Source organism: Microbacterium xerophyticum (genome assembly GCF_053543555.1).
On record NZ_JBLVOB010000009.1, the window covers coordinates 280768 to 300224 of the forward strand.

Below are 19457 nucleotides of genomic sequence, written 5' to 3' on the forward strand. Positions count from 1 at the left end.
CCCCCCCTTCTCAGCGGAGCAGTCTCTCAGTGGGTGTCTTCGGCTTCGATCTCGGTGCGGTCTCCGGACCAGAGGGTGTGGAAGGTGCCTTCCTTGTCGATGCGCTTGTAGGTGTGCGCGCCGAAGAAGTCGCGCTGTCCCTGGACGAGCGCGGCGGGGAGGCGGTCGGCGCGGATGCCGTCGTAGTACGACAGCGACGACGAGAACGCCGGGGCGGGGATGCCGGACTGCGCGGCCGCGACGACGACGCGTCGCCATGAGGCCTGGCCGCGGGTGAGTGCTTCCGCGAAGTACGGCGCGGTCATCAGCACGGGCAGGTCGGGGTTGTGGGCGTACGCGTCGGCGATGCGGTTGAGGAACTGCGCGCGGATGATGCAGCCACCGCGCCAGATCTTCGACACCGCGCCGAGGTCGATGTTCCAGCCGTATTCTGCGGCACCGGCACGGATCTCGTCGAAGCCCTGGCTGTACGCGACGATCTTGGACGCGTAGAGGGCCAGGCGCACGTCTTCGATGAACGCGTCGTGCTGCTCTGCCGGGACGGTGAACGCGTCGTCGGGGCCGGGGAGAGAACCCGCGACGGCGCGCTGCTCGGGGTGCGAGGACAGCGAACGGGCGAAGGTGGCCTCGGCGATGCCGGAGACCGGCACACCCAGCGAGAGGGCGGTCTGCACGGTCCATGCACCGGTGCCCTTGGCTCCGGCCTGGTCGAGGATCACATCGACCAGCGGCGTGCCGGTGGCGGCGTCGACCTGGCGCAGCACCTCCGCGGTGATCTCGATCAGGTACGACTCGAGTTCGCCCGTGTTCCATTCGGCGAAGATCTCGGCGATCTCGGCCGGGGTCTTGCCGGTGCCGCGACGGATGAGGTCGTACGCCTCGGCGATGAGCTGCATGTCGGCGTATTCGATGCCGTTGTGCACCATCTTCACGAAGTGGCCGGCACCGTCGTGTCCGATGTGGGTGACGCACGGCTCGCCCTCGGCGACCGCGGCGATCGATTTCAGGATCGGGCCCAGCGTGACCCAGGACTCGTCCGAGCCGCCCGGCATGATCGACGGGCCCAGGAGCGCGCCCTCCTCGCCGCCGGAGATCCCGGCGCCGACGAAGTTGATGCCCGTCTCACGGACGGCCTTCTCGCGGCGGATCGTGTCGGGGAAGTACGCATTGCCGCCGTCGACGATGATGTCGCCCGGCTCGAACACCTCGGTGAGCGCCTGGATCACGGCATCCGTGCCCGCACCGGCCTTGACCATGATGATCGCGGTGCGCGGCTTCTGCAGCGACGCGGCGAACTCTTCGTACGTGGATGCCGGGATGAACCCCGCCTCGGGGTGCGCATCGAGCACGCCCTGCGTCTTCTCATAGCTGCGGTTGAAGATCGCCACCGTGTTCCCCTCACGCGAGGCGAGGTTGCGGGCGAGATTCGAACCCATGACGGCGAGTCCGACGACTCCGATGTTCGCTGATGCTTCGGGCACAGACTGCTCCTCGGTCGTGAAGTTAGGGATGCTCTCAGATTATCGCGCTCAGCGGGCTGATTACGCGTCGGCGGAACGAGAGGCCGCGAAACCTCGCACGGCCGTCATGGAAAGCAGGGCAGACTGGGTTTATCAGGATCGGCGATCTGACGCCGCTGACTCAACGCTAAGGACCGCAGGTGGAGAACGTCGTCGCAGAGACCCCCGAGGAGGACGGCGTGCGCATCGTCGTGATGGGCCCGAGCGGTTCAGGCAAGTCCACCGTCGGCGTCGAGCTGGCAGAGGCCGTCGGTGCGCGCTTCATCGATGGCGACGACCTGCACCCGGAGGCGAATGTCGTGAAGATGGCGGCGGGCACGCCTCTGGACGACGAGGATCGGATGCCGTGGCTGCGCCTCGTCGGGCAGGCGCTTCACGCGCAACCGCGCATCGTCATCGCGTGCTCCGCGCTCAAGCGCGAGTACCGCGACGTCATCCGCGGGGAGGAGCCGGAGGCCTACTTCGCCGAACTCGTGACGGATCGCGCAGTGCTCGAGCAGCGGATGCGCAGGCGTCCGGACCACTTCATGCCGCCGGCGCTGCTCGAATCGCAACTGCGCACGCTGGAGCCTCTGGGCGCCGACGAACGCGGCGTCAGGGTCATCGCGGCGGGCGACGTGGCCACGGCGGTGGCGGCGATCATGGCGGCTGCGGGGCTCGCGCCTCAGTCCTTGCGGTAGCCGGTGCGGCCCATCGAGAACAGGGCGCCGATGGTGAACACCGTCGCGCACACCGCCATGGCACCGATGAGCCAGAGGATGACGTGTGAGAGGAAGGCGCCGTCGAGCATGCCGGACTCCATGTTCTGCGAGGGGAAATGAGCTGAGTTTCAGCCTACTCGGTCATCCGGTACGATAGAGGAGTTCCTCGGCGAGGGATGCTTCGCGTGCGCGGCATCCGTTATCGACGCGGCGAACCAAGCCTCGTGGCTTTTTCGCACGTCTGCGTCCGGGAAGCCGACCAATAGACCACCACGCGGCGAGCAGTTCGTCGTGTGCCCCGAAGGAGAATCCATGTCTGAGGACACCAAGGTCCACGCCGAGGTCCGCGACCAGTTCGGCAAGGGCTTCGCCCGTCGCCTGCGCGCAGCCGGCAAGATCCCCGCCGTCATCTACGGCCACGGCACCGAGCCGGTGCACGTCGCACTGCCGGGCCACCAGGTCGCGCTCATCATCCGCCGTGCGAACGCGCTGCTCGAACTCGACATCGAGGGCAAGGCATCGCTCGCCCTCGTGAAGGACGTGCAGCGTGACCCGGTGCGTCAGATCATCGAGCACATCGACCTCCTCGTCGTGAAGAAGGGCGAGAAGATCCAGGTCGACGTCCCGATCGTCGTCGTCGGCGAGTCCTTCGCCGGTACCGTCGCCAACCTCGATGCGACCTCCATCGCCGTCGAGGTCGAGGCCACCCACATCCCGCAGAACTTCGAGGTCTCGATCGAGGGCCTGGAAGAGGGCCAGCACATCACGGCCGCCGATGTGAAGCTTCCCAAGGGCGCGACTCTGCTCGCCGACCCCGAGACGCTCATCGTCGCCATCTACGTCCCGACCGCCGAGGCTGCCGAGGACGAGACCGAAGAGGTCTCCGCCGAGGGCGAGGCCGCAGAGGCTCAGACCGAAGAGGCCGCCTCGGAGTGATCCACCCGCACTTCGTGCACAGGTGATTCCTACGCAGAGGGGACGCGAGCGCATCGCGTCCCCTCTGTCGTATCCTGACGACGTTCGAAAGGCATGAGAGTCATGGCCGACACCTGGCTGATCGTGGGACTGGGAAACCCAGGACCCCGCTACGAGGCGACCCGGCACAACGTCGGTCAGATGATCGTCGATGAGCTCGCCGCCCGTCGCGGCGAGAGCTTCCGTGAGCACAAGGGCGGAGCGCGCGTCGTCGAGACCTGGGTGCGACCGGGCGGGGACAAGCTCGTGCTCGCGAAACCGAACTCGTTCATGAACGTCTCCGGCACCCCGGTCGCGGCCCTGGCGCGGTTCTACTCCGTGCCGCCCGAGCGCACGGTGGTGATCCACGATGAGCTGGACATCCCCTTCGACACGCTCAAGCTGAAGATCGGCGGCGGACACGGTGGACACAACGGCGTGCGCGGCCGTCGCGCGTGCGATCGGTTCGGCCGACTTCCCGCGGGTACGGGTCGGCATCGGCCGGCCGCCCGGCCGCCAGGATCCCGCGGACTGGGTGCTGTCGCCGTTCGGCAAAGCGGAGCGCGAGACGCTCGCGATCCTCGTCGCCGATTCAGCGGATGCCGTCGAGCTGCTCGTCAGCGAGGGGCTTCTGGCCGCTCAGCAGAAGCATCACGCCCCGCGCTGAACAGGGGCTTCACGAGCCGAGGTAGGAGGCGGAGCCTGCACCGGCACCGAGTCCGAGCGTCACGACCAGGACCGTGAAGAAGATCACGGGCCCGAGCACGCCGAGAATCAGAGCGGTGATACCCCATGCGCGTCCCGCGCGCTTCACGATCGCCATGATCCCGAGGACGATCGCCGTTATGCCGGCGAGGGTGCCCACCCAGAACGAGATCTCGCCCATCAGCACCTGCTCGCGCACCGGTGCGAGGAACGAGAGGTCGCTCGTGGTCCCGTCGATCTGCTGCGCCACGGTCGGCAGTTCGAAGCCGATCTGGTAGCCGGCCGCACCAGCGATGATCGTGGCCGCGACGGCCGCGACGACCGACAGCGCGAACGCGATGATGCCCAGCGCAGAGGACCTGGGTGAGCTCGGTGCCTCCGACGGCTGGTAGCCTCCCGCCGGCGCCGCGTATCCGCCCACCGGTGCTGGATATGCGCCGGGGGGTGCCTGATACTGCGGGGCAGGAGGTCCCTGATTCGGGTACGCCGGACCGGCAGGCGGCTGATAACCCGGCGCCACAGGAACCGGCGGCACGGGAGTGCCGGAGGGGACGCCGTCAGGCGAGGGCGGCGGGAACTGCGGGTCGGTCACGCACACCATCCTAGAGTGCAGGCGGGGACTGCCGGTCAGACTCGACGCAGCAGTCCGACTTTGTCGTAGACATCGGCGAGCGTCGCATCGGCCACGGCGTCGGCACGGGCGGCGTTCGCGGCGAGGATGCGGTCGAGTTCGGCGGGATCGTCGAGGAGTTCGAGCGCGCGTGCGCGCACCGGTTCGAACTCCGCGACGACGACCTCGGCGAGGCCCTTCTTGAAGTCGCCGTAGCCACGACCGGCGTACTCGTCCTCGATCGCGGCGACCTGACGGCCGGAGAGCGCCGCATAGATCGTCAGCAGGTTCGACACACCGGGCTTCTCCTGGCGGTCGAAACGGACGCTGCCCTCGTTGTCGGTCACAGCGCGCATGACCTTCTTCGCGGACTTGGCCGGGTCGTCCAGCATCCAGAGCACGCCGGCGTCGCTCTCGGCGGACTTCGACATCTTGGCCGTCGGATTCTGCAGGTCGTAGATGCGCGCGGTGTCCTTCTGGATCACCGGCATGGGGACCGTGAAGGTCTCGCCGAAGCGGGAGTTGAAGCGCTCTGCCAGATCGCGGGTGAGCTCGACGTGCTGCTTCTGGTCGTCACCGACCGGCACCACATCGGTCTGGTACAGCAGGATGTCGGCGGCCATCAGCACCGGATAGGTGAACAGGCCGACCGAGGTGGCATCCGCACCGTAGCGCGACGACTTGTCCTTGAACTGCGTCATGCGTCCGGCTTCGCCGAACCCGGTGATCGTGCTGAGGATCCACGCGAGCTCGGCGTGCGCGCGCACGTGCGACTGCACGTACAGCGTCGACTGAGAGGGCTCGATACCGGCCGCGATGTACTGCGCAGCCGTGCGGCGCGTCTTCTCCCGCAGCTCCTTCGGATCCTGAGCGACCGTCAGAGCGTGCAGGTCGACCACCGAGAAGTACGCGTCGTAGGAATTCTGCAGGTCTCGCCACTGCAGGAGGGCCCCGATGTAGTTGCCGATCTGGAGGGAGTCGGCGGAGGGCTGCATTCCTGAGTAAAGGCGAGGCTTGTCGGTCACGTTGTCAATCCTACGGGGATGCCGGCGAACGCTCCGCCGCGCTCAGTAGGTGTAGTCGACGATCACGGGGGCGTGATCGCTCCACCGTTCGGCATAGGTGGCGGCGCGTGCCACGCTGTACGCCGTGACGCGTTCCGCGAGCGCGGGAGTCGCCAGGTGATAGTCGATGCGCCAGCCGCTGTCGTTGTCGAAGGCCTGCCCTCGCATCGACCACCAGGTGTACGGCCCCTCCACCTCGCCATGGAAGCGGCGGCCCACGTCGACCCATCCGAGTCCAGGACCGACGGTTCCGTCGACACCCGTGACCTCTGCGTCCCTGTCGCCCAGGAATCGATCGAAGTAGGCGCGCTCGCGCGGGAGGAAGCCGGCCTTCTTGCGGTTGCCCCGCCAGTTCTTGATGTCGAGTTCTCGGTGGCCGACGTTCAGGTCGCCCGTGACGAGTGCGAGCGCGTCATCCTGGCCCAGATCCGTGAGCCGAGTACCGAAGGCGTCGAGGAACTTCCACTTCTCCTCCTGCTTCGGTGTGTCGGCCTCGCCGGAGTGCACGTACGCGCTCACCACGGTGAGCGTGCGATCGCCGATCAGGAAGTCGCCTTCGATCCAGCGGCCCTTCGAGTCGAAGTCGTCGGCGCCGAACGCGGTGCGACTGGCCAGCGCGGGAGTACGGCTCGCGATGGCCACGCCTGCGCGGCCCTTCGCGGTCGCCTCGTCGTGGATGAACGACCAACCGGGGAGTGCGGCCTCCAGATGCTCGTCCTGACCGCGCACCTCCTGCAGGGTCAGGATGTCGACGTCTGCGGTGTCGAGCCAACTGCTCATCCCGTTGCGGGCCGCGGCCCTGATCCCGTTGACATTGACCGAGGCGATACGCAGATGAGGCATGGGATCAAGCCTAGCCAGCGCGTCCGACATCGCGTCGCGCGCCCGACAGTTCGGCGAGCAGGCGATGAGCTGCCGGGGCCTCCGGCGTCGCGGGTGTCGGCGGATCCGCCAGCAGCTCGTCCAGTTCGCTCTCCGCGGCGTGCACGGCTCGCCTCGCACTCCAGGCACGGTACCAAGGAGCGCGCTGCCGGGCATCGCGGGCGTCGCGCAGGCGTATCCGCGCGGCGATGAGCAGTGCCTGATACTCCGCGATGATGCGATCCTCCTCCGACTGCTGAAGCAGCGGAAGGTCGCGATCCTTGGCCGAGACGGCTATCCACGCCGCGGCCACCAGCATGACGACTCCGTTGATGCGGAACCACAGCAGAAGGCCCACGAAGATCGCGAACGTGGCGAGCAGCGGATTGCTCGGCGTGTAGCTCAGCAGGAACCCGGCGCCGAACTGCAGCACCGTCATGGCGCCGCCGCCGAGCAGTGCGCCTGGCCAGATCGTGCGCCACCGCAGCGAAGTGCCGGTGAGGAAGCGGACCATCGCGGCCAACGCGGCCGAGAGCAGGGCGAAGGACACCAGCACCGTCCCGAGACGGATCAGCAGGTTCACCGATCCGGAGACCGCATCCCACCCCAGCAGTTCGAGAAGCCAGGTCAGTACGGCGGCGCTGATGTAGCTGAGCGCCGATCCCGCTATCAGCGCCACTCCGAAGACGAGCGCGGCGAAGAAGTCGCGAGCCTTCAGCAGCACGTAGCTGCGCCTGTCGGGCGGGAGGCCGAACATGTCGCGCACGGCGCGCCGTGAGAACGTCACCCAGCCGATGGCGGTCCAGACGACGGCGATCAGAGCGATCAGACCGGTGATGCTGAGGACGCCGGTCATGTTCGCGGCGATCTCGTGCGCCTGGCTCGGGGTGAGCAGGTCGCTGTCGTCGCTGATCAGATCGGGTACGTAGCTGTTGACGACGCCGATCAGCGCGTCGACGGCCTCGGCGCTCCCTCCGAGCCACAGCCCGGAGATCGCGAAGGCGAGGTAGATGGCCGCGAAGATCGCGAAGAGCGCTTGGTAGCTCACCCCGGCTGCGAGCAGGAACCCGTTGTTCTGGAGGAAGTGGCGCCACACCCTGACCGGGAACAGCGCGAGCGTGCGTCTGCTCAACCTCGTCGCGCGCTCGACGGCGGCATCAAGGCGCCGCGCAGGCGCATCCGCCTCAGAATCAGACACGCCCTCACCCTATCCAAGGGCGAGGGCGTGTCCGGGACGCGAGGGCGATCAGCGGCGTCCGCGAAGAACGGCCTGCTTGACCTCTGCGATGGCCTTGGTGACCTCGATGCCGCGAGGGCAGGCCTCCGAGCAGTTGAAGGTCGTGCGGCAGCGCCACACGCCTTCCTTGTCGTTGAGGATGTCCAGACGCACGTCGGCGTTGTCGTCGCGCGAATCGAAGATGAAGCGGTGCGCGTTGACGATCGCGGCCGGTCCGAAGTACTGACCGTCGGTCCAGAACACCGGGCACGACGAGGTGCAGGCGGCGCACAGGATGCACTTGGTGGTGTCGTCGAAGATCGCACGGTCGGCGATCGTCTGGACGCGCTCCTTGCCCTTCTCAGGGGTGGAGTTCGCGACCAGGAAGGGCTGCACCTCGCGGTAGGAGGCGAAGAACGGCTCCATGTCGACGATGAGGTCCTTCTCGAGCGGCAGGCCCTTGATCGCCTCGACGTAGATCGGCTTCGAGATGTCGAGGTCCTTGATCAGCGTCTTGCAGGCGAGGCGGTTGCGGCCGTTGATGCGCATGGCGTCCGAGCCGCAGATGCCGTGCGCGCACGAGCGTCGGAACGACAGCGAGCCGTCGACCTCCCACTTGATCTTGTGCAGCGCGTCCAGCACGCGGTCGGTGGAGAACAGCTCCACGTCGTAGTCGACCCAGCGCGGCTCGGCGTCCTTCTCCGGGTCGAACCGACGGATGGTGAAGGTGACCAGGAAGGACTGGATGGCGGGGTCAGCCGCGGCGGGCGCCTCTGCGACAGCGTTCGACATTTCAGTACTTCCTCTCCATCGGCTGGTAACGGGTCATGACGACGGGTTTCCAATCGAGCTTGATGTGGTCGGCCGGCGTCGACGAGTGCGGGTCGCCGGTGAGGTAGGCCATCGTGTGCTTCATGTAGTTCTCGTCGTCGCGCTTGGGGAAGTCGTCGCGCATGTGACCGCCACGGCTCTCCTCGCGGTTCTGCGCCGCGTAGACGACGACCTCGGCGATGTCGAGCAGGAAGCCCAGCTCGACCGCCTCGAGCAGGTCGGTGTTGAAGCGATGGCCCTTGTCGTCGACGTAGACGTTCCTGTACCGCTCGCGCAGCTCGGCGATGACGCCGAGCATGTGCTCGAGCGAATCATGGGTGCGGAACACCTGAGCGTTGAGGTCCATCTCCTCCTGCAGCTTCTTGCGCAGGACCGCGACGCGCTCGGTGCCCTTGCTGTCGCGCAGCTGCTCGAGAAGGCCGGAGACGAAGCCGGCAGGATTCTCCGGCAGCGGGACGAACTCCGCGGTCTTGGCGTATGCGACGGCGTTGTTGCCCGCGCGCTTGCCGAACACGTTGATGTCGAGGAGCGAGTTGGTGCCGAGGCGGTTCGAGCCGTGCACGGAGACGCAGGCGCACTCGCCGGCGGCGTACAGCCCGGGGACGACGGTGTCGTTGTCGGCGAGCACCTCGGCGTTGTTGTTGGTGGGGATGCCGCCCATCGCGTAGTGCGCGGTCGGCATCACGGGCACGGGGTCGGTCACCGGGTCGACGCCGAGGTACGTGCGGGCGAACTCGGTGATGTCCGGAAGCTTCGTCTCGAGCACCTCGGCGCCCAGGTGGGTGCAGTCGAGGTAGACGTAGTCCTTGTGAGGGCCGGCGCCGCGGCCGTCGAGGACCTCCTGCACCATCGACCGCGCCACGATGTCGCGCGGCGCGAGATCCTTGATGGTGGGGGCGTAGCGCTCCATGAAGCGCTCACCGGACTCGTTGCGGAGGATCGCTCCCTCACCGCGCGCGCCCTCGGTGAGGAGGATGCCGAGACCGGCGAGGCCTGTGGGGTGGAACTGGAAGAACTCCATGTCCTCCAACGGCAGGTTCTTGCGCCACACGATGCCGACGCCGTCACCGGTGAGGGTGTGCGCGTTGGAGGTGGTCTTGTAGATCTTGCCGAAGCCGCCGGTCGCGAAGACCACCGCCTTCGCCTGGAACACGTGCAGTTCGCCGGTCGAGAGATCGTATGCGACGACGCCTGCGACCTGAGTGCCGCCGTCATCGCCCTTGACCGTGATCAGGTCGAGCACGTAGAACTCGTTGAAGAAGTTGATGCCGAGCTTGACGCAGTTCTGGAACAGCGTCTGCAGGATCATGTGACCGGTGCGGTCAGCGGCGTAGCACGCACGGCGAACGGGGGCCTTGCCGTGCTCGGACGTGTGACCGCCGAAACGGCGCTGGTCGATCTTGCCCTCCGGCGTGCGGTTGAACGGCAGGCCCATGTTCTCGAGGTCGATGACCGCGTCGATGGCCTCCTTGGCGAGGATCTCGGCGGCATCCTGGTCGACGAGGTAGTCGCCGCCCTTGACCGTGTCGAACGTGTGCCACTCCCAGCTGTCCTCCTCGACGTTCGCGAGGGCCGCAGCCATGCCGCCCTGCGCTGCGCCGGTGTGCGAGCGGGTCGGATAGAGCTTGGAGATCACTGCTGTCTTGGCGCCGGGCCCCGCCTCGATCGCCGCACGCATGCCGGCACCGCCGGCACCCACGATCACGACGTCGAACTGGTGGTAGTGCACGCCGGCGCGGACGACGGAATCCTGGGTCTCAGTAGTCACTTCTCGTTGCTCTCTTCTCAGTTCCCGACGACGCCTGCGGCCACGCAGGTGTCCCACAGCGTGCTGGATTCGGTCACGCCGAGGCAGGGGTCGAAGGTGAAGACGACCAGCGTGCCCAGCACGATCAGGAGCCCGGCTGCGAGGCCGACTGCCCAGACCAGGGTCTTGCGGACCTTCTCGTGCGTGACGTAGTCGTTGATGATCGTGCGCATGCCATTGCCGCCGTGGATGAGTGCGAGCCAGAGCATCAGCACATCCCACCACTGCCAGAAAGGGGTGGCGAACTTGCCGGCGATGAAGGCGAAGTCGAGGGCGTGGATGCCTTCGCCGACCATGAGGTTGACGAACAGGTGGCCGAAGATCAGGACGATCAGCACGACGCCGGAGCCGCGCATGAACAGCCAGCCCCACTTCTCGAGGTTGATCCCGCGGCGGCGGCGCGCCGGTGCGGCGACGGTCTGGGCAGACATCAGTGACCTCCTCCGAAGCCGGCGAACGCGAGTGAGAGATGACGACCTGCGAAGCCGCCGATCAGGATCACCCATACGGCGATCACACCCCAGAACAGCTGTCGCTGGAAACGTGCGCCCTTCGACCAGAAGTCGATGAGGATGATGCGGAGGCCGTTCATCGCGTGGAAGATGATCGCCGCGACGAGGACGACCTCGCCGAGGGCCATGATCTCGTTCTTATACGTGCCGATCACGGCGTTGTACGCCTCGGGGGAGACCCGGATGAGTGCTGTGTCGAGCACATGCACCAACAGGAAGAAGAAGATGGCGACTCCGGTGATGCGATGAAGCACCCATGACCACATGCCTTCGCGACCCCGGTAGAGGGTTCCGCGTGGCGTCTTGGAAGTGGTCTCCGAAATCGACGGTGCCAAGCGAGTGCCTGCGGACACGGTCGTCCTCCCTGATCGATACGAGGTCGGCAGCGCGTACTGGGTCTGAGCTGACCGCAGACGTGCCCGATCGTGCTCCATCCTATTCCCGTTCGATCATCCAGAGCGACGAAGGGTCGCCTAACTCTCTCGACGTCGAGATTGTTTCGGACGGCTACGCTGGAACGATGAGCGAGCCGATCGATGACTTCTACGCCGTGATCCCCGCCGGAGGGATCGGAAGCCGGCTCTGGCCGCTCTCGCGCGCTGACGCCCCTAAGTTCCTGCACGACCTCACCGGGTCAGGCAACTCGCTGCTGCGCGACACGTGGGACCGTCTGGAGCCCCTCACCGGCACGGACCGGATCTCGGTCGTGACGGGCCGGGCGCACCGCGCCGCGGTCGAGGGGGAGCTGCCGGGCATCGCCGACAAGAACGTGTTCCTCGAGTCGGAGCCGCGCGACTCGGCCGCCGCCATCGGGCTCGCCGCCGCGATCCTGCACCGCAGGGATCCCGACGTGATCATCGGCTCCTTCGCCGCCGACCACGTGATCCGCGGCACGCGCACGTTCGAGTTCGCCGTCCAGCAGGCCGTCCAGGTCGCGCGTGCCGGATACATCTGCACGATCGGCATCCAGCCCACCGAGCCCTCCGTCGGATTCGGATACATCCGCAAGGGCGACGAACTCATCGTCGACGGCGCTCCCGAGGCGGCGACGGTGGAGAGCTTCGTGGAGAAGCCGGATCTCGAGACCGCCAAGCAGTACTACGCCGACCGCTCCTACCTCTGGAACGCCGGCATGTTCATCTCGAAGGCGAGTGTGCTGCTCGACGAGCTGGCCGCGAACGAGCCCGAGCTGCACGCCGGTCTCATGGAACTCGCCGAGGCGTGGGACGACCGCGACCGTCGGGGCCCGGTCGTCGCCCGCGTGTGGCCATCGCTGAAGAAGATCGCGATCGACTACGCCGTCGCCGAACCGGCGGCCGACCGGGGCCGCCTCGCGGTGATCCCGGGCCATTTCGACTGGGACGACGTCGGAGACTTCGCCTCGCTGACGAAACTCATCAGCAACGGCCGCAAGAACGATCTCGCCGTCCTCGGCCCGAAGGCGAGGGTGCTCTCGGATGCGGCCACGGGGATCCTCGTCAGCCAGACCTCGCGGGTGATCAGCCTCGTGGGCGTGAAGGACATCGTGGTCGTCGACACACCGGACGCCCTGCTCGTCACGACCACGGAGCACGCGCAGCGCGTCAAGGGCGTCGTGGAATCCCTCAAGCTCACCGGCCGCGGCGACGTTCTCTAGTCCCACTTCCCCGGGTGTGATCGCACGCCGACGGCACAGCCCCGATCCGCCGCGCCCGGGTGCCGGTCAGATCGGCGAGGGGATCCCCAGCGGCTGGTCGACGTCACCCAGCCCGGTGAAGAGCGTGTGCAGGATCCGCTGAGCCCACTCGGATGACGGCGCGCCCTCGGGTCGGGCGAGTGCCGCCTCGTGAACCAACGCCGTGTACACGCCGCGCGCCCAGAGCGGGTCGACTGCTTCGCGCAGCAGCCCGACATCGCCGGCGCGATGGAAGAGGAGATCAAGGTCGGCGACGACCTCCGGCGCGAGGCCACTCTGGTCGACGTGTCGCCAGGACGCTCGCCAGTCGGTCTTGAGGTCGAGCGTGGTGACCGTCAGCTGATACAGCGCCACCAGTGGCGGTGCCGTGCGCACGTCGGCCGCGTTCAGTGCCTGGCGAAGCTTCTCGTCGAGCTGTTGAGCGAGCGCGTCGTACAGCGCGTCGCGCGAGGTGAAGCGCCGATGCACGGTCGCGCGGGCGACTCCGGCCGCCTTGGCGACCTCTTCGATGCTCGCGCCGGGATTTCGTGTGAACACCGCATCCGCCGCTTCCAGGATGAGGCCGATCGATCTCTCGGCATCGGCACGCAACGGGCGTGCGGCGGGAGTTCTTCGGTTCGACATCTGAACAGTCTAAGGCGCAGATATTGACTTAACTGTGTCATCGCTGTAACAGTTAACGTACTGATCGAGATCGAGAGGAAATCATGGAGCTTCACCTTGCAGGAAAGAAGGCGCTCGTCACGGGGGCGAGTAAGGGAATCGGGCTCGAGACCGTCCGTGTCCTCCAGGAGGAGGGCGTCACGGTGGCAGCCGTCTCACGAACAGTCACCGCGGAGTTGGCGGCGACAGGGGCGATCACGGTGACGGGAGATCTGTCGCAGCCGCAGGCTCCGGCCGCTGTCGTGGCGGAGGCGCTCAAGGCCCTCGGGTCGCTCGACATCCTCGTCAACAATGTCGGAGGCGGCGCCGCCACCCCTGGCGCAGGCTTTCTCGACTTCGATGACGACGCGTGGACGGCAGCCCTCGCCCTCAACGTCGCAGCCGCCGTGCGTACGACGCGCGCAGCTCTTCCCGCGCTGCTGGCATCCGGTGGCGCGGTCGTGAACGTCTCCTCCGACAGCGCTCGGAGGCCGCATACCGCTCCGCTTCCTTACAGCGCAGCCAAGGCCGCGCTCAACGCGGTGACGAAGGGTCTGTCGGAGGAGTTCGGGCCGCGGGGCGTGCGGTTCAACACCATCACCCCGTCGTCGACGCGAACGGCGCTCTGGGAGGGAGAGCAGAGCTTCGGCGCCGACCTGGCGGAGGCGATGAATCTCACGCAACAAGAGCTCGTGGCCGCCCTCCCGGTGCAGTCCGGGATGATCACCGGCCGCCTGATCGAACCCCGCGAGGTCGCGACCGCGATCGCCTACCTCGCCTCGCCACTGGCAGTCAGCGTGCACGGCGCGAACTGGGTGGTCGATGCCGGAGTCTCGAAGACCGCGTAGTGACCCGGGGTCAGTGGCCCACAGGGCCCGCACCTGGCCCGGGCCACGGGTCTATTGCGAGTTTGTAACCATTAACCGCAACCGTGATGTCGGATGCCGTAACACTGGGTAACTTGTCTCAACGGGCATTGCGATTGGCGCAGGCCAGTAGTCGTGGAGGCTTACGTGACCATTTCCACCAAGAAGCGCGCTCTCGCCGCGCTCGTGGCGACAGGCGTCGCCGTCGCACTCGCAGGCTGCGGAGCTGCTCCGGAGGACGACGGCGCCGGCGCAGGCGGCGAGACGATCGACTTCCTGCCCTGCATCGTCTCCGACGCAGGCGGATTCGACGACAAGTCGTTCAACCAGCTCTCGTTCGAAGGCGTCGTGCAGGCCGCCGACGAACTCGGAGTCGAGTACAAGAACGTCGAGTCCAACAGCGAGACCGACTTCGCACCGAACCTGGAGAGCCTCGTCTCGCAGGGCTGCAACGCCATCGTCTCGGTCGGCTTCGCGCTGTCGGCGGCGACCGTCGAGGCCGCGACCGCCAACGAGGGCGTCGACTTCATCCTCGTCGACGACGCCGCTGACAACGACTTCGACGGCGAGAAGGATGCCGAGAACGTCAAGCCCCTGCTGTACGACACGGCTCAGGCCGCGTTCCTCGCCGGCTACCTGTCCGCCGGATACTCGGAGACCGGCAAGGTCGGCACCTACGGCGGCATGGAGTTCCCGACCGTCACGATCTTCATGGACGGCTTCTACCAGGGCGTCAACTACTACAACGAGCAGAACGGCACCGCCGTCGAGGTCGTCGGATGGGACGGCAAGGCCGGTTCGTTCACGGGCGGCTTCGAAGCCGGCCCCGAGGCCAAGACGGTCGCGCAGAACATCATCGACCAGGGCGTCGACGTGCTCCTGCCGGTCGGCGGACCGATCTACCAGTCGGGTCTGCAGGCCATCAAGGAGTCCGGCCGTGACATCGCACTGATCGGCGCGGACGCCGACCTGTTCGTCACCGACCCGACGACCGAGGACTTCGTGCTCACCTCGATCCTCAAGGACATGAAGCTCTCGGTCTACGAGGCGACCATGAGCAGCGCGAACGAGGAGTTCGACGCCGAGGCGTACGTCGGAACGCTCGAGAACAAGGGCGTCGGCATCGCCGAGCTGCACAACTTCGAGGACAAGGTCGACCCCGAGCTGTGGACCGCTGTCCAGGACCTGCAGCAGCAGATCATCGACGGTGAGGTCACCGTCACCTCGTACCTCGGCTGATCGAGTAACGAGACACAGGGGGAGGTCGGCGACCCGCCGGCCCCCCCTCGCCGTTGCCCGGGCTCCCACAGGAACCTGGGACGAAGCACCTTTGCTGATTAGGATCTGACACATGAAGCTAGAACTGCGCGGCATCACGAAGAGGTTCGGCGCGCTGACGGCCAACGACCACATCGATCTCACCATCGAACCGGGGGAGATCCACTGCCTCCTCGGGGAGAACGGCGCCGGGAAGTCGACGCTGATGAACGTGCTCTACGGCCTCTACCAGGCCGACGAGGGCGAGATCCTGCTGGACGACGTCGAGCAGCACTTCGCCGGACCCGGCGACGCGATGGCGGCCGGCATCGGCATGGTGCACCAGCACTTCATGCTGATCCCCGTGTTCACCGTCGCCGAGAACGTCATGCTCGGCCACGAGAAGACGACCTTCGGAGGACGCCTCGACCTCGCCGCCGCTCGCGCGATGGTGCGCGAGATCTCCGACCGCTTCGGCTTCCAGGTCGACCCGGATGCCGTGGTCGAAGACCTCCCCGTCGGTGTGCAGCAGCGGGTGGAGATCATCAAGGCCCTCTCTCGCGACGCCAAGGTGCTCGTGTTCGACGAGCCGACCGCCGTGCTCACGCCGCAGGAGACCGATGAGCTGATGGCGACGATGCGTCAGCTCCAGGACGGCGGCACCTCGATCGTCTTCATCACCCACAAGCTGCGCGAGGTCCGCGAGGTCGCGGACCGCATCACCGTCATCCGTCTCGGCAAGGTCGTCGGCGAGGCGTCGCCCACGGCGAGCAACGAAGAGCTCGCCTCCCTCATGGTCGGCCGTGCCGTCGAGCTGAAGGTGCACAAGGACGCCCCGAAGCTCGGCGAGGAGTCGCTCGTCGTGAAAGAGCTCACTGTCACCGATCCCCTCGGGACGGTGCTCGTCGACGACGTCTCGTTCTCGGTGCGCGGTGGCGAGGTGCTGGTGATCGCCGGTGTGCAGGGCAACGGCCAGACCGAGGTCACCGAGGCCATCGTCGGACTGCAGCCACGCGTCGAGGGCAGTGTGCGGCTCAACGGCGAGGAGCTGGTCGGGCGTTCCGTGCGCGACATCCTCGACGACGGTGTCGGCTTCGTGCCCGAGGATCGCAGCGTCGACGGTCTCGTGAAGGAGTTCTCGATCGCCGAGAACCTCATGCTCGACCGCTCTGTCGGCGCCCCTTTCGTCAAGGCGGGGACGCTGCAGCTCGGCGCGCTGGACGAGTTCGCACGCGAGAAGATCTCCGAGTTCGACATCCGTACGCAGGGACCGGCGCAGCAGGCGGGACGCCTGTCCGGCGGAAACCAGCAGAAGGTCGTGCTGGCCCGCGAACTCAGCCGCGAGCTCTCATTGTTCGTCGCGGCGCAGCCGACGCGCGGCGTCGACGTGGGCTCGATCGAGTTCATCCACAAGCGCATCATCGAGACCCGCGACTCCGGCATCCCCGTGATCGTCATCTCGACCGAGCTCGACGAGGCGGCCGCGCTCGCCGACCGCATCATGGTGATGTACCGCGGCAAGGTCGTCGGCATCGTTCCCGGCGACACCACGCGCGAGCAGCTCGGCCTGATGATGGCGGGCATGATCGAGACCGACACGACGGCCGTGGCCGCCGCGACGTCAGCCGACACCGAGGAGACGAGCGCATGACCGGCCCAGAGCTGAAGCCGATCCCCTCGGCCCCCGCGGACTTCGGCAGCGACTCCAAGGTCGCGGACCCAGAGCCCTCCCGGTGGCACGGCGCCTTCCGCCGCATCGTCACCGGCAACGGTCTGATCTCTGTGCTGTCGGTCATCCTGGCGCTCATCGCCGGCTCGATCATGATCGCCTTCACCGATCCAGAGGTGCAGAGCACCGCAGGGTACTTCTTCGCGCGGCCGGGCGACATGCTCGCCGCGGTGTGGAGCTCGATCTCCGGCGCCTATGTCGCCCTGTTCCAGGGGGCGATCTACAACTTCCGCGTCGACGGCTTCGCCGCAGGCATCCGCCCGCTCACCGAGACCCTGAAGTTCGCCACGCCGTTGATCGCCGCAGGACTCGGCGTCGGCCTCGCCTTCCGCGCCGGTCTGTTCAACATCGGCGGCCAGGGCCAGATGCTGATGGCCGCCGCCGCCGCAGGCTGGGTCGGCACGAGCATGGACCTCCCGTGGCCGCTGCACATGCTGGTCGCCATCGCCGCGGGTGTCGTCGCCGGAGGCGTGTGGGCCGGTATCGCCGGCATCCTGAAGGCGCGCACCGGTGCGCACGAGGTGATCGTGACGATCATGCTCAACCACATCGCGGTGTACCTGCTGGCGTGGATGCTGGCGACGCAGGGGATCCTGCAGGCGCCAGGGTCGAACAACCCGAAGACGGCGGCGATGGCGGACTCCGCCGTGCTGCCCGGCATCCTCGGCCCTCAGTACAAGCTGCACGCCGGTTTCATCCTCGCCCTGATCGCCGTCGCCTTCACCTGGTGGCTGCTGGAGCGTTCGAGCCTCGGCTTCCGATTCCGCGCGGTGGGGGAGAACCCCAGCGCCGCGAAGGTGGCAGGCATCAGCGTCGGCAGGATGTACTTCTACGTCATGCTGATCGCCGGAGGACTCGTCGGCATCGCCGGCGTCAGCCAGATGCTCGGCACCGTCACGAGCGGGTTCGGCGGTGACATCGACGCGGGCATCGGGTTCGATGCGATCACCGTCGCCCTGCTGGGGCGCTCGACGCCGCTGGGCATCCTGGCTGCGGGCATCCTGTTCGGCGCGTTCAAGGCCGGCGGGTTCGCGATGCAGGCATCCGAGAACGTGCCGATCGAGATCGTGCTCGTCGTCCAGTCGCTGATCGTGCTGTTCATCGCTGCTCCGCCTCTGGTGCGCGCGATCTTCGGACTGCCGCAGCCCGGCGCGAGGAAGAAGCCGACGAAACCCAGGAAGCCGAAGAAGAACGCGGCGCAGATCACCGAGGAGGTGTCCGCATGACCGTCACGGCTGAAGCTGTGGTCAGCGACGAACAGCGTCGCGTCACCATCACCTCCTGGAAGACCCCGATCATCTTCGGGCTGTTCACGGTGCTGTTCGCGCTGCTGCCTCTGATCGTGCCGCGCGAGGGCGACAGCACCTTCCGGCTCGTACGCTCCGCCGACGCGGCCATCCAGCTGCCGGAGCTCGTGCTGCCGGCCAACGCCACGGCGTGGGTCGCGGTCGTCGTGCTCGCCGCGATCACTGCGCTGTCCGCGGTGTGGACGCGCGCGCAGCGCCGACTGCCGCTGTGGCTCACGGTCGTCTACGTGATCGTGCTGCTCATCGGATTCCTCGCCTGGGCATCCGCGGGCGGCACTCTCCCGATGATCGGTCTTCTCGGCGGTGCACTCGCGCTCGCGACGCCTCTGATCTTCGGTGCGCTGGGCGGCGTGATCGGCGAGCGGGTCGGCGTCGTCAACATCGCGATCGAGGCGCAGCTGCTGGCCGGAGCCTTCATGGCCGCACTCGTCGGCTCGGCCACGGGGAGCCCGTGGGCGGGCCTCATCGCCGCGATGGTCGCCGGCGTGCTGGTCTCGCTCGTGCTCGCGGTGTTCGCGATCACCTACTACGTCAACCAGGTCATCGTCGGTGTCGTGCTGAACGTGCTCGTGGCGGGCCTGACGACCTTCCTCTACCGCCAGGTGCTGGGCGCCGACCCCGCCAGGCTGAACTCCCCGCCGTTGTTCCCGGTGATCCCGATCCCGCTGCTCAGTGAGATCCCGGTGCTGGGTCCGGTGCTTTTCCGCCAGACGATCATCGTGTACCTGATGTACATCACGGTGTTCCTGGTCTGGTTCGGGCTGTACCGCACTCGGTGGGGACTGCGCCTTCGCGCCGTGGGCGAGCACCCGCAGGCCGCGGACACCGTGGGCATCAAGGTCGCCCCCACTCGCTACTGGAACATGATGCTCGCCGGCGCCATCGCCGGCATGGGCGGCGCGTTCTACACGCTGGTCACCAACCCTCAGTTCGGCCGCGAGATGACGGCGGGTGCGGGATACATCGCCCTGGCCGCCGTGATCTTCGGCAAGTGGGACCCGGTGCGCGCCACGCTGGCTGCGCTGCTGTTCGGCTTCGCGACCAACCTGCAGGGCGTGCTGTCGGTCATCGGATCGCCGGTGCCCAGCCAGTTCATGCTGATGCTGCCGTACGTCGTGACCATCTTCGCCGTCGCGGGGCTCGTCGGCCGATCGCGTCCACCTGCGGCATCCGGCGAACCGTACATCAAGAGCTGAAGCA

19 protein-coding genes and 1 pseudogene are annotated in these 19457 nt (G+C 67.2%); 9 read left to right on the forward strand and 11 right to left on the reverse strand.

The genetic code is table 11. From position 1 onward, the window contains the following. Positions 1-26 precede the first annotated feature (26 nt). A complete protein-coding gene (gene gndA, locus ACNPNP_RS19245; RefSeq protein WP_448967640.1) occupies positions 27-1481 on the reverse strand; it encodes an NADP-dependent phosphogluconate dehydrogenase in 1455 nt (484 codons plus the stop codon). A 233-nt stretch (positions 1482-1714) separates the two neighbouring features. Here gndA and ACNPNP_RS19250 point away from each other — a divergent pair, with 233 nt between their 5' ends. Continuing rightward, positions 1715-2200 carry a gluconokinase gene (locus ACNPNP_RS19250; protein ID WP_448967805.1) on the forward strand — a complete coding sequence of 162 codons (486 nt, stop codon included), beginning with the start codon at positions 1715-1717 and terminating at the stop codon, positions 2198-2200. Here the strand turns inward: ACNPNP_RS19250 and ACNPNP_RS19255 are convergent. After that, the gene (locus ACNPNP_RS19255) at positions 2185-2310 is read right to left on the reverse strand and encodes a hypothetical protein (RefSeq protein ID WP_448967641.1); all 126 of its coding nucleotides are present in this window, start codon (positions 2308-2310) and stop codon (positions 2185-2187) included. The genes ACNPNP_RS19250 and ACNPNP_RS19255 overlap by 16 nt on opposite strands. 223 nt (positions 2311-2533) lie before the next feature. Between ACNPNP_RS19255 and ACNPNP_RS19260 the strand changes: the two genes are divergently transcribed. Beyond that, positions 2534-3157: a 50S ribosomal protein L25/general stress protein Ctc gene (locus ACNPNP_RS19260; protein ID WP_448967642.1), complete on the forward strand. Its 624-nt coding sequence runs from the start codon at positions 2534-2536 to the stop codon at positions 3155-3157. A gap of 102 nt (positions 3158-3259) precedes the next feature. Next, positions 3260-3842: pseudogene (gene pth, locus ACNPNP_RS19265) on the forward strand (aminoacyl-tRNA hydrolase). A 9-nt stretch (positions 3843-3851) separates the two neighbouring features. Here the strand turns inward: pth and ACNPNP_RS19270 are convergent. Genes ACNPNP_RS19270 through sdhC form a run of 8 tightly spaced genes read right to left on the reverse strand, consistent with a single transcriptional unit; the run spans position 3852 to position 11134 of the window. Further along, the gene (locus tag ACNPNP_RS19270; protein ID WP_448967643.1) at positions 3852-4472 is read right to left on the reverse strand and encodes a hypothetical protein; all 621 of its coding nucleotides are present in this window, start codon (positions 4470-4472) and stop codon (positions 3852-3854) included. A gap of 35 nt (positions 4473-4507) precedes the next feature. Beyond that, positions 4508-5515: a tryptophan--tRNA ligase gene (gene trpS / locus ACNPNP_RS19275; RefSeq protein WP_448967644.1), complete on the reverse strand. Its 1008-nt coding sequence runs from the start codon at positions 5513-5515 to the stop codon at positions 4508-4510. A gap of 42 nt (positions 5516-5557) precedes the next feature. Then, positions 5558-6397, reverse strand: coding sequence for an exodeoxyribonuclease III (locus tag ACNPNP_RS19280; protein ID WP_448967645.1), 840 nt, complete (start codon positions 6395-6397; stop codon positions 5558-5560). Positions 6398-6407: 10 nt separating this feature from the next. Further along, the gene (locus ACNPNP_RS19285) at positions 6408-7613 is read right to left on the reverse strand and encodes a YihY/virulence factor BrkB family protein (RefSeq protein ID WP_448967646.1); all 1206 of its coding nucleotides are present in this window, start codon (positions 7611-7613) and stop codon (positions 6408-6410) included. A 48-nt stretch (positions 7614-7661) separates the two neighbouring features. Beyond that, entirely contained in the window at positions 7662-8423 is a 762-nt protein-coding gene (locus ACNPNP_RS19290) for a succinate dehydrogenase iron-sulfur subunit (RefSeq protein WP_448967647.1), read from the reverse strand. Position 8424: 1 nt separating this feature from the next. After that, on the reverse strand, positions 8425-10230 hold the full coding sequence (gene sdhA, locus ACNPNP_RS19295; protein ID WP_448967648.1) for a succinate dehydrogenase flavoprotein subunit: 1806 nt from the start codon (positions 10228-10230) through the stop codon (positions 8425-8427). 17 nt (positions 10231-10247) lie between these two features. Then, complete coding sequence (locus ACNPNP_RS19300) at positions 10248-10700, reverse strand: succinate dehydrogenase hydrophobic membrane anchor subunit (protein ID WP_448967649.1); 453 nt, start codon at positions 10698-10700, stop codon at positions 10248-10250. Next, a complete protein-coding gene (sdhC, locus tag ACNPNP_RS19305) occupies positions 10700-11134 on the reverse strand; it encodes a succinate dehydrogenase, cytochrome b556 subunit (RefSeq protein WP_448967650.1) in 435 nt (144 codons plus the stop codon). Before sdhC ends, ACNPNP_RS19300 begins: the two co-directional genes overlap by 1 nt. A gap of 167 nt (positions 11135-11301) precedes the next feature. On the opposite strand from sdhC, the gene ACNPNP_RS19310 reads away from it, so the two are divergent. Continuing rightward, the gene (locus tag ACNPNP_RS19310) at positions 11302-12417 is read left to right on the forward strand and encodes a mannose-1-phosphate guanylyltransferase (protein ID WP_448967651.1); all 1116 of its coding nucleotides are present in this window, start codon (positions 11302-11304) and stop codon (positions 12415-12417) included. Positions 12418-12483: 66 nt separating this feature from the next. On the opposite strand, the gene ACNPNP_RS19315 is transcribed toward ACNPNP_RS19310, so the two are convergent. Beyond that, positions 12484-13080, reverse strand: a complete 597-nt coding sequence (locus tag ACNPNP_RS19315; protein ID WP_448967652.1) for a TetR/AcrR family transcriptional regulator — start codon at positions 13078-13080, stop codon at positions 12484-12486. An 83-nt stretch (positions 13081-13163) separates the two neighbouring features. Between ACNPNP_RS19315 and ACNPNP_RS19320 the strand changes: the two genes are divergently transcribed. The 5 genes from ACNPNP_RS19320 (at position 13164) to ACNPNP_RS19340 (ending at position 19453) form a co-directional block, all read left to right on the forward strand. Next, entirely contained in the window at positions 13164-13946 is a 783-nt protein-coding gene (locus ACNPNP_RS19320) for an SDR family NAD(P)-dependent oxidoreductase (RefSeq protein ID WP_448967653.1), read from the forward strand. A gap of 165 nt (positions 13947-14111) precedes the next feature. Next, the gene (locus ACNPNP_RS19325) at positions 14112-15203 is read left to right on the forward strand and encodes a BMP family lipoprotein (protein ID WP_448967654.1); all 1092 of its coding nucleotides are present in this window, start codon (positions 14112-14114) and stop codon (positions 15201-15203) included. Positions 15204-15315: 112 nt separating this feature from the next. Then, positions 15316-16872 (forward strand): ABC transporter ATP-binding protein, encoded by a 1557-nt coding sequence (locus ACNPNP_RS19330; protein WP_448967655.1) that lies wholly within the window; start codon positions 15316-15318, stop codon positions 16870-16872. Then, on the forward strand, positions 16869-18176 hold the full coding sequence (locus ACNPNP_RS19335) for an ABC transporter permease (protein WP_448967656.1): 1308 nt from the start codon (positions 16869-16871) through the stop codon (positions 18174-18176). The genes ACNPNP_RS19330 and ACNPNP_RS19335 overlap by 4 nt, the downstream gene beginning before the upstream one ends. Continuing rightward, positions 18173-19453 carry an ABC transporter permease gene (locus ACNPNP_RS19340; RefSeq protein WP_448967657.1) on the forward strand — a complete coding sequence of 427 codons (1281 nt, stop codon included), beginning with the start codon at positions 18173-18175 and terminating at the stop codon, positions 19451-19453. The genes ACNPNP_RS19335 and ACNPNP_RS19340 overlap by 4 nt, the downstream gene beginning before the upstream one ends. The last annotated feature ends 4 nt before the right edge of the window (positions 19454-19457 follow it).

Bases quoted from the DNA above. Each gene is read 5' to 3' on its own strand.
- ACNPNP_RS19310 (WP_448967651.1), top strand. From the start codon at position 11,302: ATGAGCGAGCCGATCGATGACTTCTACGCCGTGATCCCCGCCGGAGGG.
- ACNPNP_RS19340 (WP_448967657.1), top strand. From the start codon at position 18,173: ATGACCGTCACGGCTGAAGCTGTGGTCAGCGACGAACAGCGTCGCGTC.
- ACNPNP_RS19280 (WP_448967645.1), bottom strand. From the start codon at position 6,397: ATGCCTCATCTGCGTATCGCCTCGGTCAATGTCAACGGGATCAGGGCC.
- ACNPNP_RS19320 (WP_448967653.1), top strand. From the start codon at position 13,164: ATGGAGCTTCACCTTGCAGGAAAGAAGGCGCTCGTCACGGGGGCGAGT.
- ACNPNP_RS19290 (WP_448967647.1), bottom strand. From the start codon at position 8,423: ATGTCGAACGCTGTCGCAGAGGCGCCCGCCGCGGCTGACCCCGCCATC.
- ACNPNP_RS19315 (WP_448967652.1), bottom strand. From the start codon at position 13,080: ATGTCGAACCGAAGAACTCCCGCCGCACGCCCGTTGCGTGCCGATGCC.
- ACNPNP_RS19330 (WP_448967655.1), top strand. From the start codon at position 15,316: ATGAAGCTAGAACTGCGCGGCATCACGAAGAGGTTCGGCGCGCTGACG.
- ACNPNP_RS19250 (WP_448967805.1), top strand. From the start codon at position 1,715: ATGGGCCCGAGCGGTTCAGGCAAGTCCACCGTCGGCGTCGAGCTGGCA.
- ACNPNP_RS19335 (WP_448967656.1), top strand. From the start codon at position 16,869: ATGACCGGCCCAGAGCTGAAGCCGATCCCCTCGGCCCCCGCGGACTTC.
- ACNPNP_RS19255 (WP_448967641.1), bottom strand. From the start codon at position 2,310: ATGCTCGACGGCGCCTTCCTCTCACACGTCATCCTCTGGCTCATCGGT.
- ACNPNP_RS19260 (WP_448967642.1), top strand. From the start codon at position 2,534: ATGTCTGAGGACACCAAGGTCCACGCCGAGGTCCGCGACCAGTTCGGC.
- ACNPNP_RS19300 (WP_448967649.1), bottom strand. From the start codon at position 10,700: ATGTCTGCCCAGACCGTCGCCGCACCGGCGCGCCGCCGCCGCGGGATC.